11 protein-coding genes are annotated in these 14,342 nt (G+C 73.2%); 4 read left to right on the top strand and 7 right to left on the bottom strand.

The annotated features are described in order from the left end of the window. Nucleotides 1–18: 18 nt before the first annotated feature. Nucleotides 19–1,200 (bottom strand): pre-mycofactocin synthase MftD, encoded by a 1,182-nt coding sequence (mftD, locus tag CCO04_RS00915; protein ID WP_215812218.1) that lies wholly within the window; start codon nucleotides 1,198–1,200, stop codon nucleotides 19–21. A gap of 249 nt (nucleotides 1,201–1,449) precedes the next feature. On the opposite strand from mftD, the gene CCO04_RS00910 reads away from it, so the two are divergent. Genes CCO04_RS00910 through CCO04_RS00900 form a run of 3 tightly spaced genes read left to right on the top strand, consistent with a single transcriptional unit; the run spans nucleotide 1,450 to nucleotide 5,045 of the window. Further along, a complete protein-coding gene (locus tag CCO04_RS00910; RefSeq protein WP_215812217.1) occupies nucleotides 1,450–2,742 on the top strand; it encodes a glutamine synthetase family protein in 1,293 nt (430 codons plus the stop codon). Further along, entirely contained in the window at nucleotides 2,732–3,889 is a 1,158-nt protein-coding gene (locus tag CCO04_RS00905; RefSeq protein ID WP_215812216.1) for an amidohydrolase family protein, read from the top strand. The genes CCO04_RS00910 and CCO04_RS00905 overlap by 11 nt, the downstream gene beginning before the upstream one ends. Next, on the top strand, nucleotides 3,882–5,045 hold the full coding sequence (locus CCO04_RS00900; RefSeq protein ID WP_215812215.1) for a M20 family metallopeptidase: 1,164 nt from the start codon (nucleotides 3,882–3,884) through the stop codon (nucleotides 5,043–5,045). The genes CCO04_RS00905 and CCO04_RS00900 overlap by 8 nt, the downstream gene beginning before the upstream one ends. A gap of 2 nt (nucleotides 5,046–5,047) precedes the next feature. Here CCO04_RS00900 and CCO04_RS00895 read toward each other — a convergent pair whose 3' ends face one another. From CCO04_RS00895 to CCO04_RS00875, 5 genes are all read right to left on the bottom strand, one after another. Further along, entirely contained in the window at nucleotides 5,048–6,484 is a 1,437-nt protein-coding gene (locus CCO04_RS00895) for a hypothetical protein (protein ID WP_215812214.1), read from the bottom strand. Continuing rightward, nucleotides 6,459–7,166, bottom strand: coding sequence for an ABC transporter ATP-binding protein (locus CCO04_RS00890; RefSeq protein WP_215812213.1), 708 nt, complete (start codon nucleotides 7,164–7,166; stop codon nucleotides 6,459–6,461). The genes CCO04_RS00895 and CCO04_RS00890 overlap by 26 nt, the downstream gene beginning before the upstream one ends. A 71-nt stretch (nucleotides 7,167–7,237) precedes the next feature. Continuing rightward, nucleotides 7,238–8,398, bottom strand: coding sequence for an LCP family protein (locus CCO04_RS00885; RefSeq protein ID WP_215812212.1), 1,161 nt, complete (start codon nucleotides 8,396–8,398; stop codon nucleotides 7,238–7,240). A gap of 81 nt (nucleotides 8,399–8,479) precedes the next feature. Continuing rightward, on the bottom strand, nucleotides 8,480–10,666 hold the full coding sequence (locus CCO04_RS00880; RefSeq protein ID WP_252372583.1) for a 3-hydroxyacyl-CoA dehydrogenase NAD-binding domain-containing protein: 2,187 nt from the start codon (nucleotides 10,664–10,666) through the stop codon (nucleotides 8,480–8,482). 40 nt (nucleotides 10,667–10,706) lie between these two features. Next, nucleotides 10,707–11,918: an acetyl-CoA C-acetyltransferase gene (locus tag CCO04_RS00875; RefSeq protein ID WP_215812211.1), complete on the bottom strand. Its 1,212-nt coding sequence runs from the start codon at nucleotides 11,916–11,918 to the stop codon at nucleotides 10,707–10,709. Between the two features lie 65 nt (nucleotides 11,919–11,983). Here CCO04_RS00875 and CCO04_RS00870 point away from each other — a divergent pair, with 65 nt between their 5' ends. Continuing rightward, nucleotides 11,984–12,721 carry a MerR family transcriptional regulator gene (locus CCO04_RS00870; RefSeq protein WP_215812210.1) on the top strand — a complete coding sequence of 246 codons (738 nt, stop codon included), beginning with the start codon at nucleotides 11,984–11,986 and terminating at the stop codon, nucleotides 12,719–12,721. A 24-nt stretch (nucleotides 12,722–12,745) separates the two neighbouring features. Here CCO04_RS00870 and CCO04_RS00865 read toward each other — a convergent pair whose 3' ends face one another. Continuing rightward, the gene (locus CCO04_RS00865; protein WP_215812209.1) at nucleotides 12,746–14,179 is read right to left on the bottom strand and encodes a DEAD/DEAH box helicase; all 1,434 of its coding nucleotides are present in this window, start codon (nucleotides 14,177–14,179) and stop codon (nucleotides 12,746–12,748) included. Between the last annotated feature and the right edge of the window lie 163 nt (nucleotides 14,180–14,342).

Raw genomic sequence — 14,342 nt, 5'->3', positions numbered from 1 at the left:
CGTGGGTCGCCAGGCGGGTCAGCTCGCCGGCGGGACGAAGAAGTGCGGGTTGAGCACCATCAGGTCCTCGCGGCTCAGCTCCGAGATCGAGCTGCGCCCGATACCGAACATGGTCTCGCGGATGCCGCTGCGCAGGATCTGCAGGACCTCGTGGACGCCGTCCTCGCCGTTGACCGCGAGGCCGTAGAGGAAGGCGCGGCCCACGAAGACCGCCCGGGCACCGAGCGCGAGCGCCTTGACGACGTCCGAGCCACGGCGGATGCCGCCGTCGAGGGTGACCTCGACCTGGTCGCCGACCGCGTCGACGATGCTGGGCAGGTAGCGCAGCGGCGAGGGGCTGCCGTCGATGTTGTTGCCGCCGTGGTTGGAGATGCCGATGGCGTCGGCACCCAGGTCGACGCAGAGCTTGGCGTCCTTGACCGTGTTGATGCCCTTGACCATGAACGGGCCGCCCCACAGCTCACGGAGCCACTTGACGTCGTCCCAGGTGGGGGCGGGCGTCTCCTCGAAGCGCGACCACGCGGCGCCGAAGTACGGCGTCGAGCCGTCGAGCTCGAACAGGTTGGGCACCTTGAGGTCGGGGATCCGGCCGCGGCGCAGGTAGCTGCCGAACCAGAGCGGCCGGGAGAGCGCCTCGGGGGCGAGGTCGGCCATCGTGCGCAGCTTCATGTCGCTCGGCGGGGCCGGGGGCACGCCCCAGTCGCGGCGCGGGGTGTGCGACCAGTCGAGGGTGACGATGAGCGCCTTGGCGCCGGCGGCGCGGGCCGCCTCGACGCGGGCCTCGATCTCGGCCTTGGTGCCGACCCAGTAGAGCTGGAAGATCGTCTTGTCGTTGGCGCGGGCGACCTCGGTGACCGGGTCGGAGGCCCACGAGCTGAGGCCGACCGCCGTCCCGGCGCGGGCGGCGGCGCGGGCGACGCCGATCTCACCGTCGGGGTGGATCGCCTGGGCACCGACCGGGGAGATGACGACCGGGAAGTCGATGTCGAGACCCAGCAGGGAGGTCTTCAGGTCGATGCTCGTCGGCCGGTCGAAGACCGTGGGCGAGAAGCCGAGCTCGTTGAACGCCTGGATGTTCTCGTCCAGCGTCCAGCCCTGCTCGTTGCCGGCCTTGACGGCCAGCCAGACCGCACGCGGCAGCCGACGCTTGGCCAGTCGCTCGGCCTCCGCGAGGTTGCGGAACCGGATGCGCTTGCTCATCGGGGAACTCCTTCGACAGTGGTGAGACCCGGATCACCGTAGGCTGAAACGTTTCTTACGGCAATACCCTTCGGAGAACTTTCTGTAACGGCCGTGCCAGTCCCGCGCACCCGGGATGAGATGATCGAGAGCAGCACAGATTCGTAACGTCCATTGCAGAACTGATCTCTTGACCTGATCCTGTAATGCGTGTACCAATCGTGCTAGCCGGTGCGTGGACGTACCTGCTCCCGACCGAGAAGGTGGACGATGACCCCCGACCAGACGCTCTTCGTCGCGACCAGCGACCTCGCCGGCCAGCTGCGCGGACGCTCGGTGCCCGCGGCCGCCGCGGACTCCGTCCTCCAGCGCGGCGTCGGCTGGGTACCCGCGGACCTGGCCATCACCGCCTTCGGCACGATCGCGCCCAACGTCTTCGGCTCGACCGGCGACCTCAAGTTGATGCCCGACGCCTCGACCCGGGTCGAGATCCCCGCCCGCGGCGAGGACCCGGCGGTGTCGCTGGTGCTCGCCGACCAGACCGAGTCCGACGGCTCCCCCTGGGCGTGCTGCCCGCGGACGTTCGCGCGCCAGGCGCTCGACGACCTGCGCACCGCCACCGGGCTCGAGGTGACCGCCTCCTTCGAGCACGAGTTCATGGTCGACGGGCTGCCCGCGACCGCGCCCTTCTCGTTCGCCCGGCACCGCAGCATCGAGCCCTTCGGCTCCGAGCTGGTCGCGCTGCTGGCCGCGACCGGCCTCCAGCCCGAGAACTGGCTCCCCGAGTACGGCGCCGACCAGTTCGAGGTGACCCTCGAGCCGGCGCCCGGCCTGGTCGCCGCCGACCGCGCCGTGCTGGTCAAGGAGCTCGTCCGCGACCTGGCCCGCCGGCACGGCCGCACCGTCACCTTCGCCCCGCTCACCCACCCCGACGGCAGCGGCAACGGTGTCCACGTGCACCTCTCGCTCCAGACCGCCGACGGCGCCCCGGCGCTCTACGACCCGGCCGCCCCCGCGGCGCTGAGCGAGGTCGGCCGGCGCTTCGCCGCGGGCATCCTCGCCCACGCCCAGGCGCTGCTCGCCTTCACCGCACCCAGCCCGGTGTCGTACCTGCGGCTGACCCCGCACCGCTGGAGCGCCGGCGGCGTCTTCCTCGCCGAGCGCAACCGCGAGGCGCTCCTGCGCATCTGCCCGACCAGCACCGCCGGCGGCGGCAACCCCGCCCGCCAGTACAACCTGGAGTTCCGCGCCGCCGACGCGACCGCGAACCCCTGGCTCACCCTCGGCGTGCTCATCCGGGCCGGCCTGGCCGGGATCACCGGCGAGCTGCCCGACCCGACCATCTGGCCCGAGACGGTCACCGAGGACGAGCTGGCCGGCGTCCCGCTGCTGCCCAAGGACCTCCCCGCCGCCCTCGACGACCTGGCCGCCGACCCGGTCGTCACCGGCTGGTTCCACCCCGACCTGCTCGACACCCACGTCTCCGTCAAGCGCGCCGAGCTCGCCGCCGTGGCCGAGCTGTCCGACGTCGAGCGCTGCGCGAGGTTCGCCGATGTCTACTGAGCCCTCCCCCGCGCTCGCCGAGGCGATCGGCGCGCTGCGCCTGGTCGACCACCACGTGCACTCCGCGCTCGCGGCCCCCGTCGGGCTGGCCGAGCTCGGCGACCTGCTCACCGAGTCCGACCGCCCGGCCGCGGCCGGCACCTCGCCCTTCGACACCCAGGTCGCGTTCGCCGTACGACGGCACTGCGCACCGCTGCTCGGCCTCGACCCGCACGCCCCCATCGAGGACTACGTCGCCGCGCGCGCCGCGCTCCCCACCGACGAGGTCGACCGGCGCCTGCTCGGCGCGGCCGGCGTCGAGCGCTGGCTGATCGACACCGGCTTCCGCGGCGACGCCCTGGTCAGCCTCGACGACTTCGGCGCCCGGGTCCCCGGCGCGTCCGTCGAGGAGATCGTCCGCCTGGAGACCGTGCTCGAGTCGGTGGCCCGCGACGGCGACGCCGCCGGCCTCGAGGACCGCTTCCTCGCCGCTCTCGCGCGCGCCACCGCCGGCGCCGCGGGCCTGAAGTCGGTCATCGCCTACCGGCACGGCTTCGAGTTCGACCCTGCCCGGCCGTCGTCCGACGAGGTCCGCGAGGCCGCGTCGCACTGGCTCGCCGCGCTCGAGGACGAGACCGTCGTCCCCCGCGTCGACCACCCGGTCCTGCTGCGGATGCTGCTCTGGCACGGCATCGACACCGGCCTGCCGCTCCAGCTCCACGCCGGCTTCGGCGACCCCGACCTCGACCTGCGCCGCTGCGACCCGCTGCTGCTCGCCGACTGGCTGCGCCTCGTGGAGCCGTCGGGCAGCGACGTCCTGCTGCTGCACTGCTACCCCTTCCAGCGCCAGGCGGGCTTCCTGGCCCAGGCGTTCCCCCACGTCTACCTCGACGTCGGTCTCGCGGTGAACTACACCGGCGCCGCGTCGCCCGCGGTGCTGGCCGAGTCGCTCGAGCTCGCGCCGTTCGGCAAGGTCCTCTACTCCTCCGACGCCTGGGGCCCCTCCGAGCTGCACCTGCTCGGTGCCGTGCTCTGGCGGCGCGGGATGACCGAGGTCCTCTCCCGCTGGGTCGCCGCCGGCGAGTGGTCGGTCGCGGACGCGGTCCGGGTCGCCACCCTGGTCGGCCGCGACAACGCCGAACGCGTCTACGGAGGCCGTCGTGGCTGACATCTGGGCCGTCCTCGACAGCCACCTCGCCGAGGCCGCCGTGCTGCGCCAGGCCCTGCACCAGCAGCCGGACCTCTCCGGCGACGAGTCCCTCACCCGCGACCTCGTGCTCCAGGCGCTGCCCGGTACGTCGACGCCGGTCAAGGTCGCCGAGACCGGCGCCGTGCTCCGGATCGGCGGGCCCGGCCCCTGCGTCGGCGTCCGCGGCGAGATGGACGCGCTGCCCGTCACCGAGGCGACCGGCGTCCCCTGGACCTCCCAGAACCCCGGTGTCATGCACGCCTGCGGGCACGACGTCCACCTGGCCGCGCTCGTCGCGGTGGCCCGGACGATCCACGAGGTCGGCGCCCCGGTGCCGCTGCTCGTCGTGCTCCAGCCGCGCGAGGAGACCTATCCCTCCGGCGCCAAGGACATCGCCGAGCACGGCGTGCTCGACGCCGAGGAATGCGTCGTGATGATCGGCGCCCACATCCAGCCGGCGCTGCCGGCCGGCGTCGTCGCCTGCGTGCCGGGCGGGGTCAACGCCTCGTCCGACGAGTTCGAGATCGTCGTGCGCGGCGAGTCCGGGCACGCGGCGTACCCGCACCTGGCCGACGACCCGCTGCTCGCCCTGGCCGAGACCGTGGTCGCGCTCCAGAGCGTGGTCAGCCGGTCGGTCGACCCGATGCGCTCGGCCGTCGTCGGCGTCTCGTCGTTCCAGGCCGGCCAGGCCGCGAACGTCGTACCGGACGTCGCGCGGGCCACCGGCACCATCCGGGCCCTCGCCTCCGAGACCCGCGCCCTGCTCCACGAGCGGATCGTGTCGGTCTCCGAGAACATCGCCCGCGCGCACGACTGCGAGGCCGAGGTCCGGATCACCGTCGGCGAGCCGGTCCTCGAGAACGACCCGCGCCTGGTCGAGGTCGTCGCCGCCCAGCTCAGCTCCCAGGGCATGCCGGTCTCGACCGACCTGCGCTCGCTCGGCGCCGACGACTTCTCGTTCTTCTCCGAGCGGATGCCGGCGACGATGATGTTCGTCGGCAGCGAGACCGACACCTCGCTGCACACGGCGACCTTCCTGCCCAGCGAGGCGGACCTGCGGGCCGTCGCGCGGGCGCTGCTCGCGGGCTACCTCGGCGGCGCGGCGCGGGTGGCCGAGGGGATCGTCACGCCCTGAGGTCAGGCCGCCACCACGGCGACCACGGCCGCGCGTCGTACGGGATCGGCCCAGCGACGCGCGGCTCGCACGATCCGCAGCGCCGAGACGGCGAGCAGGACCGCCGCCGCGGCGAGGAGCAGGTCGATCCGGGCCGCACCGGCCAGCCCGCCGAGGAGCAGCCCGGTCAGGGTCGTCGCGACGGCGAGCCGGATCGAGTAGCCGACCATCGCCAGCGGCGGCGCGGGCGTGGCCCGTGCCGAGCGGAGGTCGACCGCGTGGGGCCGGGCCGCGGACCAGCGCAGCGCCGCGGAGACGGCCTGGCCGACCACCACCGCGAGCGCGAGGACGACGGCGAGCGCCTCCGCCGCGGACGGCCGCCCCGCGCGCACCGCCCCCAGCACCAGCGTGAGCAGGCCGCCCCCGACGAGCACCTCGGCCAGCACCCACACCCGGGCGGCCACGACCGTGCCCGGCGGCACCGGCAGCGACTCGCGCCAGAGCAGGCCACGGCCGTCGAGGCACCACAGGTTCACCCCGAAGAGCAGCACGCAGCCCGACGCCACCAGGCCCGGCATCAGCACGAGCACCGGCCACTCCAGCCCGCCCGCCAGGGCGACCGCACCCGGCGCGACGCCGAGGAACAGCGTGCCCCGGCGCAGCGGGACGCTGCGCCACACCGAGGCCCGGTCGATCCGGCGCACCATCGCCAGGTCCGAGGCGGGCGTCGGCCGGGCGGGATGGAGCCGGGTCTCGCGGCGTACCTCGTCGCGGGGCGCGAGCCGTGCGGCCGCCACCGCGAGGACCCCGCCGAGGGCGACCAGGGCACCGGCCGCGACGAGCAGCAGGACCACGGTGCTCGCCCGCGCCCCCGCTCCGCCGTCGACGACCACCGCGGCGACCGGCAGCGTCGGGGCGAGGCCGGGACCGGCCAGCGGCAGCGCGAGCCAGGCGAGGACCCGGCGCCGGCGCAGCCACTCCGCGGCCCAGCCGACGGCCTGGGCCAGCGCGGTCACGGCGAGCAGCCAGGCCAGCGTCACCGGCTGGGCCGCGACGCCGCCCGTCGCGGCCACCAGGCCGAGCAGCGCCCACGCCTGGATCAGCCAGCCCGCGCTCAGCGGGGCGAGCAGCAGCGCGCCGAGGTGGTCGGTGACCGGGCCGACCGGGTGCACCGCGGCCGGGTCCCGGGCCAGCAGCTCGCGACCTCCGCCCGCGGCCACCGCACCGCCGACCGCGACCAGGACGATCGCGGCGAGCGCCGGGCGGACCAGCCGGTCGAGGTCGCGGGGCACCGCGAACGCGGCCGGCAGCGTCGCCGCGGCCACGGTGACCACGACGAGCGCGGCCAGGGCGACCGCGACGGTGCGCGGGCGTCGTACGGTGGCGGCGCGGAACCACAGCAGGTGCCGCAGGTCCGCGCCCGAGCGGCGCAGCTCAGGCCAGGAGAGCGCGGTACGCACGGGCGCCCTCGTCGCCGCTCATGAAGCCGGCCGGCACGGTCGCCATCCGGACCCCGCCACGCAGCACCGCGACCTCCGCGCACACCTGGACCGCGAGATCGCGCAGATGGGTCGAGACCAGGACGCCCGCACCCCGCGAGCGCGCGTCCTCGATCACGCCGAAGGTCGCCTCGACCCCGATCGGGTCGACGCCGTCGAAGGGCTCGTCGAGCAGCAGCACCGCCGGCTCGTGCAGCGCCGCGAGGACCACGCTCAGCCGCCGGCACATGCCGTGGCTGAAGCCCGCGGTCACCCGGTGCGCCACGCCGCCGAGGTCGAAGGTCTCCAGGAGCCGGCGCCCGCGGTCCTCCCAGCCGGTGAGCCGGCGCAGCCGGGCGCTCAGCTGGAGGTGCTCCCACGGCGTCGCCCGCGGCACCAGGCCGCCCACGTCGGGGCAGTAGCCGACCGCACGCTTGGCCTCGAGCGGCACCGCCCGGATGTCGTACCCGGCGACGTGGGCGGTGCCCCCGCTCGGCGGTACGACGCCCGCGAGCACCCGCATCGTCGTCGACTTGCCCGCGCCGTTGCGGCCGAGCAGCGCCAGCGCCTGGCCTGGCTCGACCCGCAGGTCCACGCCCGCCACGGCCTCGACCGTCCCGAACCGCACGCGCAGCCCGGTCACCTCGACCGCGGGCGTCGTCACGACTCCCACGCCGGTGGGATCGGCACCGCCGGGCCGGACCTGAGCGGTCCGTGCGGCCCCGTGGGGCCCGGTCAGGAGCAGAGGCCCGCCTTGTCCCGCTCCTCGGCGGACAGCCCGCCGCCACCGGTGGCCTGCCCGCCGGGCTTGCCCGACGGCGACGCGGTGGCCGAGCCCGACGGCGTCTCCGAGGGCGTCCCCGACGACGAGGCCGCGCCACCGGACGGCGACCCGCCCGCGCTCAGCGATCCGGCCAGGAATTCCCGGGTGAGCGGCTTGTCGTCGATGACCAGCGGCCACAGCCGCTTGACCGACGGCAGCCACTCGACCCCGCCGCTGACCTTGTCGGTGTCGAGCGTCCACGGCGTGGTGATGAACTTGATGTCGTCGGGGTCGATGCTCTTGGCGCTCGTGGCCACCTTGGCCATCTGGGCGACGGACTTGAAGTCGGTCTGGAGCTGGGTGGTCGCGGCGTCGATGAAGCTGACGATCCGGTCGGGCCGGGCGAGCATGCCGCCGCTGAGCGCCTTGTCGATCATGGCGCCGATCAGGGCCTGCTGGCGGCGGGTCCGGTAAGGGTCGATGCCCTCGCTGACGCCGTAACGCACCCGGGCGTAGTCGAGCGCCTCCGCGCCATCGACCTCACGGGTGCCGGCGGCGAGGTGGATGTTGCCGGTGGTGTCGTTGATCTCGCGAGGGACGCAGATCTCGACGCCGTCGAGCGCGTTGACCATGTCCTTGAACTGGCTGAAGTCGACGACGACGAACTTGTCCACGTGGATGCCGGTGAGCTGCTCGAGCTGCTGGCGGGTGCAGCCGGGGCCACCGACCTGGTACGCCTGGTTCCACTTCTCGTACGTCGTCGCGGCCGGGATCTCGCTGCCGTCGGCCCGGTAGCAGGTCGGCCGCAGCACCGCGGTGTCGCGCGGGATCGAGATGCCGTAGGCGAACGTCCGGTCGGCCGAGAGGTGGAAGAGGATCGTGGTGTCGGACAGACCGCCCCCGGCCTCGCTGTCGATCTTGCAGCCCGCGCAGTCCCGGGTGTCGGTGCCCATCACCAGGATGTTGAGCGCCTTGGTCTTCTGGACCGGGCGGTTCTTGCCGATCACGTCCGGGTGCTCGAGGTTGCCGTTCCAGTCGTTGTAGACGAGGACGACGCCCACACCCGTGAGGAGCGCGAGCCCGAGCAGGCTCGCGGCGATCACGCTGAGCACCGTGCGGCGCGGCCGTTCCATGTCCGGAAAGGTACCGGGCCGGTCCGAACGAGTTGCCTCGTTCGGACCGGCCCGTGGTCCCGCAGGTGGCTCAGCCGTGGCTCAGGCGGGGAAGCCCTTGCCCGAGGCCGCCAGCTCGCGCAGCCACGGCGTCGCGGCGAAGCGGTCGCCGTAGGCCGCGGCCAGCTCGTCGGCCCGCTTGAGGAAGGCGTTGAGCCCGACCTCGCCGGTGGCCTTGTCCTCGTAGCCGGTCATGAACTGCGCCGCACCACCGGTCATCGGCGGGAAGCCGATGCCCATGATCGAGCCGATGTTGGCCGCAGCGGCCGAGGTGATGACGTTCTCCTCGAAGCACTTCGCGGTCTCGAGGGCCTCGGCGAAGAGCATCCGGTCGCGGACGTCCTGGATGTCGGGCTGCTCGGCGGCCACCGGGAACAGGTCGGCGAGACCGGCCCAGATGGAGCCGCGCTTGCCGTCCACGTAGTCGTAGAAGCCGGCTCCGCGCAGGCGACCCGCACGACCCGCCTCGAGCATCTTGCCGACCACGGCCTGGCCCGGGTGCACCGGCAGGTCGGGGTTGGCCTCGGTGGTGGCCTTGGCGATCTTGGCCATCAGCTCGAGGTTGAGCTCGTCGGAGAGCTGGAGCACCGGGGCCGGGTAGCCGGCCGAGGTGGTCGCCCGCTCGATCGTGTACGGCGCCACGCCCTCGGCGAGCATCGCCATGCCCTCGTTGACCATGTAGCCGATGACGCGCGAGGTGTAGAAGCCTCGGCTGTCGTTGACCACGATCGGCGTCTTGCGGATCTGCAGGACGACGTCGTACGCCTTGGCGAGCGCCTCGTCGGAGGTCTCCTTGCCGGCGATGATCTCGACCAGCGGCATCTTGTCGACCGGCGAGAAGAAGTGCAGGCCGATGAAGTTCGGCCGCTTCGCGGTGTCCTCGATGCCCTCGGCCAGGCCGCTGATCGGCAGGGTCGAGGTGTTGGAGCAGAGCAGCGCGTCGGGGTTGACGTGCGGCAGGATCTCGGCGAACACCTTGGCCTTGAGCGCCGGGTCCTCGAAGACGGCCTCGATGACGAGGTCGCAGCCGGCCAGGTCGGCCGGGTCGGCGGTCGGGGTGATCCGGTCGAGCAGCGCCTGGGACTTCTCCTCGGTCAGCTTGCCGCGCGAGATCGCCTTGGCGTTGATGCCCTCGCTGTAGGCCTTGCCCTTCTCGGCGTTCTCGATGGCGACGTCCTTGAGGACGACCTCCATGCCGGCCCGCGCGCAGACGTAGGCGATGCCTGCGCCCATCATGCCGGCGCCCAGGACGCCGACCTTGGCGGCCTTGTAGGGCTCGATGCCCTGCGGGCGCAGGGAGCCGGAGTTGATCGCCTGGAGGTCGAAGAAGAACGCCTGGATCATGTTCTTCGACGCCTGGTTGACGACCAGGTTGGTCAGGTAGCGCGACTCGATCCGCGAGGCGGTGTCGAAGTCGACCTGGGCACCCTCGACGGCCGCGGACAGGATCGCCCGGGCGGCGGGGTAGACGGCGCCCTTGGTCTGCTTGCGCAGCAGCGCCGGGAAGGCGGGCAGGAAGCCGGCCAGGGCCGGGGACTTCGGCGTACCGCCGGGCATCTTGTAGCCGGGGGCGTCCCACGGCGACAGGGCGGCCTCGGGGTTGGCCTTGATCCACGCCTTGGCGGCCGGGATCAGCTCGTCCTGGGTGGCGACGACCTCGTCGACGATGCCCTTGGCGAGCGCGGCGTCGATGCCGAACTGGGTGCCCTGGAGCAGGACGTCCATCAGCGCGGTCTGCAGGCCGAACTTGCGCACGGTGCGGGTCACGCCGCCACCGCCGGGCAGCAGGCCGAGGCTCGCCTCGGGCAGGCCGACCTTGTAGGAGCCGGCGACGGCGATCCGGCGCTGGGTCGCGAGGGTGATCTCGTAGCCACCGCCGAGCGCGGCGCCGTTGATGGCGGCGACGACCGGCTTGGAGAAGAGCTCGAGGCGGCGCAGGGCGGCCTTGATGCTCTCGCACTGGGCGAAGACCTCGCCCGCGTTGTCCTTGGTGGTCTGCACCATCAGCTTGAGGTCACCGCCGGCGAAGAAGGTCTTCTTGGCGGAGGCGACGACGACACCGGTGATGTCGTCCTGCTCGTCGTAGAGGCGCTCGACCGCGGCCGCCATGGAGGCGCGGTAGAGCTCGTTCATCGTGTTGGCGCTCTGGTTGGGGTCGTCGAGGGTCAGGGTGACGATGCCGTCGGCGTCCCGCTCGTAGCGCACTGCGGTCTGGGTGTCGGTGCTCAATGTCGTTCCTTGAGTTCGAGAGGTACGAGGGAGGGGGCGCTCAGACGCGCTCGACGATCGTGGCGATGCCCATACCGCCGCCCACGCAGAGCGTGGCGAGGCCGCGGCGCAGGTCGCGCCGCTCGAGCTCGTCGATCAGGGTGCCGAGGATCATCGCGCCGGTCGCGCCGAGCGGGTGACCCATGGCGATCGCGCCGCCGTTGACGTTGGTGATGTCGGGGCCGATGCCCATGTCGCGCATGAACCTCATGGCGACGGCGGCGAACGCCTCGTTGATCTCGAACAGGTCGATGTCGCCGACCTCGAGACCGGCCTTGGCCAGCGCCTTGCGGGCGGCCGGGGCGGGGCCGGTGAGCATGATGATCGGGTCCGCACCGGAGACCGCGGTCGCCAGGACGCGGGCGCGCGGGGTCAGGCCGAGGTCCTTGCCGACCTGCTCGTTGCCGATCAGGGTCAGCGCGGCGCCGTCGACGATGCCCGACGAGTTGCCGGCGTGGTGGACGTGGTTGATCTTCTCGAGCCAGTGGTACTTCTCGAGCGCGACGTCGTCGAAGCCGGCGTCGGCGCCGAGCTGGGCGAACGACGGCTTGAGGCCGGCCAGGCCCTCGACCGAGGTGCCGGGACGGACGGTCTCGTCACGGTCGAGCACGGTCAGCCCGCTGATGTCCTTGACCGGCACGAGCGCGCCGTCGAAGTAGCCGTTGGCCTGCGCCTTGGCGGCGCGGTGGTGGGACTCGGCGGCGAAGGCGTCGACGTCCTCGCGGCTCCAGCCCTCGATCGTGGCGATGAGGTCGGCACCGATGCCCTGCGGCACGAAGCCCGCCTTGAACGCCGTCGCCGGGTCGGAGGCCCAGGCGCCGCCGTCGGAGCCCATCGGCACCCGGCTCATGGACTCGACACCACCGGCGATGATGAGGTCCTCGAAGCCACCGCGGACCCGGCCGGCGGCCTGGTTGACGGCCTCGAGGCCGGACGCGCAGAAGCGGTTGAGCTGGACGCCCGCGACGGTGTCGGGGTAGCCGGCCGCGATCGCGGCGGACTTGGCGATGTCGCCGCCCTGGTCGCCGATCGGCGAGACGACGCCGAGGATCACGTCGTCGACCCGGTTCGGGTCGAGACCGGGGTTGCGCTCCTTGACGGCGTCGAGGAGACCGACCGCGAGGTCGATCGGCTTCACCTCGTGGAGGGAGCCGTTGGCCTTGCCTCGGCCGCGCGGCGTGCGGAGGTGGTCGTACACGAATGCTTCTGCCATGACCGTCCTTGTTCTCTGCGTTTCTCGGCGGTGTCTCTGAGGACGATTGTGACACTATTACTGTCATGGTCAAGAGCGAGGGCCCAGGCGACGGTGTGACCCAGGACGCACCGGCGGACACGCTGCTCACCCTGGAGGAGCTCACCGCCCGCGTCGGGCTGTCGGTGCGCACGGTGCGCTTCTACACCTCGCGGGGGCTGGTGCCGCCGCCGATCCGGCGCGGCCGGTCCGGCTACTACGCCGCGGTGCACGTGGCGCGCATCGAGCTGGTCCTCGAGCTGCAGAGCCACGGCTTCACGCTGTCGGCGATCGAGAGGTACGTCGCCGGCATCCCCGACGACGCCACCCCCGAGGACATCGCGCTGGCCCGCACGATGCTCGCGCCGTGGCAGTCCGACCTGCCGGTCGAGATGGACCCGGCCCAGCTGGAGCAGAAGGCCGGCCGGGCGCTCAGCGCCGACGACATCGCCACGCTCCAGGCGCTGGGCGTGATCCGGCTGCGCGGAACGGCGTACCTGGTGGCGAGCAACCAGCTCGCGATCGGCGTCCGGCTGCTCGAGCTGGGATTCCCGCGCGACGTCGCGGTCGCCGCGGCGCGGGTCTACCAGGAGCACGGCCAGCAGATGGCCGAGGAGCTCTACGCGGTCATCAACGACCAGCTCGCGCCGTTGTACGACAACGACAAGTCCGAGCACTTCCGCGAGATCATGGAGCGGCTCAAGCCGCTCTCGGTCGGCGGTCTGGTGACCGCCTACGAGGCCGCGGTCGCGCGGGCGGCACGGCAGCCGCGCCGGGTGCGCTGACCGCGACCTCGTCGAGCGGTTCGGTCAGCGTCGGCCGCTGAAGCTGGCGGCGCTGTGGCCGCCGCTCCCGGAGCCGCCACCGGCACCGGCGCCACGGCGCCGGCGGTTGCGGTTGCCGCCCTGGCCGCCGCCCGCCTTGGGGGCGCCGGAGGACTTGGCGCCGCCACCGGACTTGGCTGCGGGCTTGGCACCGGAGCGCCGGTTGCGGTTGCGACCGCCGCCGCCACCGTTGCCCCCGTTGCCGCCGCCCTGGGGCGTGGCCGGGGTCAGGTCGATGCCGCCGGGGCGCGAGCGCTCGCCGGGGGCGAGGTCCTGCAGCACCGGGTGGTCGGGACCCTGGACCCGCGTGGTGGTCGGCTTGATGCCGGCCGCGCGGGTGAGGTCGCTGACGTCGCGACGCTGCTCGCTGGTCATCAGGGTGATGACGGTGCCGGCGGCACCGGCGCGCGCCGTACGACCGGAGCGGTGCAGGTAGGCCTTGTGCTCGGCCGGCGGGTCGGCGTGGACGACGAGCGCCACGTCGTCGACGTGGATGCCGCGGGCGGCGATGTCGGTGGCGACCAGCGTGGTGGCGGCACCGGTGTGGAACGCCTCCATGTTGCGGGTGCGCGCGCCCTGGCTGAGGTTGCCGTGCAGGTCGACGGCGGGGACGCCGTTCTTGTTGAGCTGGCGGGCCAGCGCCTTGGCGCCGTGCTTGGTCCGGGTGAAGACGACCGTGCGGCCGGGCGCGCTGACCAGGTCGAGCAGCACGGGCAGGCGCTGCTCGCGCTCGACGTGGAGCACGTGGTGGTCCATCTTGGCGACCGGCGACTGCGCCGAGTCGGCCTCGTGGACGGCGGGCTTGTCGAGGAAGCGCTTGACGAGCACGTTGATCGCGCCGTCGAGCGTGGCGGAGAACAGCATCCGCTGGCCGCCCTTGGGCGTCTGGTCGAGCAGGCGCCGTACGGCGGGCAGGAAGCCGAGGTCGGCCATGTGGTCGGCCTCGTCCAGCACGGTCACCTGGACGTCGGCGAGGCTGCAGTGGCCCTGGCCGATGAGGTCCTCGAGCCGGCCGGGGCAGGCGATGAGGATGTCGACGCCGTTGCGCAGGGCGTTGACCTGCGGGCCCTGGCCGACGCCGCCGAAGACGGTGGTGGTGCTGAGGCCGACGGCCTTGGCCAGCGGGGTGATGGTCGCGGCGATCTGCGAGGCGAGCTCACGGGTCGGCGCGAGGACGAGCGCGCGGGGGCGCTTGGGGGCGGGGCGACGGCGGCCGTCCGCGGCGAGGCGGGCGACGAGCGGGAGCCCGAAGGCGTAGGTCTTGCCCGACCCCGTACGACCGCGGCCGAGGACGTCGCGTCCGGCCAGGGAGTCCGGCAGCGTCGCCGCCTGGATCGGGGTGGGAACGGTGATCTGGTCGGCCGACAGGACGGCGAGCAGGTCAGTGGGCACGCCGAGCTCGGCGAAGGTGGTGGTCACGTGTTTCTCTCCGGGGACCGCAGCACGCGTCGGCGCGTTCCCCTCATGGGCGTCTCGCCGTGCTGCCCCGTCCGGTGACGGGGCGGTGAAGCGGTGCCTCAGGTGAGGGGCGCATCCGCGAGCGGCGCGCCGGGATCCGGGGCAAGACTGGCCGGATCGGTGA

It is taken from the genome of Pimelobacter sp. 30-1, assembly GCF_018831735.1.
In the GTDB taxonomy this organism is placed as follows: Bacteria; Actinomycetota; Actinomycetes; order Propionibacteriales; family Nocardioidaceae; genus Nocardioides.
Note: the sequence above shows the minus strand (reverse complement) of the source record. Positions and strands in the feature narration are given on the sequence as shown.

Excerpts from the sequence above, each read along its gene's own strand:
- mftD (WP_215812218.1), bottom strand. The coding sequence starts at position 1,200 with ATGAGCAAGCGCATCCGGTTCCGCAACCTCGCGGAGGCCGAGCGACTG.
- CCO04_RS00910 (WP_215812217.1), top strand. The coding sequence starts at position 1,450 with ATGACCCCCGACCAGACGCTCTTCGTCGCGACCAGCGACCTCGCCGGC.
- CCO04_RS00905 (WP_215812216.1), top strand. The coding sequence starts at position 2,732 with ATGTCTACTGAGCCCTCCCCCGCGCTCGCCGAGGCGATCGGCGCGCTG.
- CCO04_RS00885 (WP_215812212.1), bottom strand. The coding sequence starts at position 8,398 with ATGGAACGGCCGCGCCGCACGGTGCTCAGCGTGATCGCCGCGAGCCTG.
- CCO04_RS00875 (WP_215812211.1), bottom strand. The coding sequence starts at position 11,918 with ATGGCAGAAGCATTCGTGTACGACCACCTCCGCACGCCGCGCGGCCGA.
- CCO04_RS00870 (WP_215812210.1), top strand. The coding sequence starts at position 11,984 with ATGGTCAAGAGCGAGGGCCCAGGCGACGGTGTGACCCAGGACGCACCG.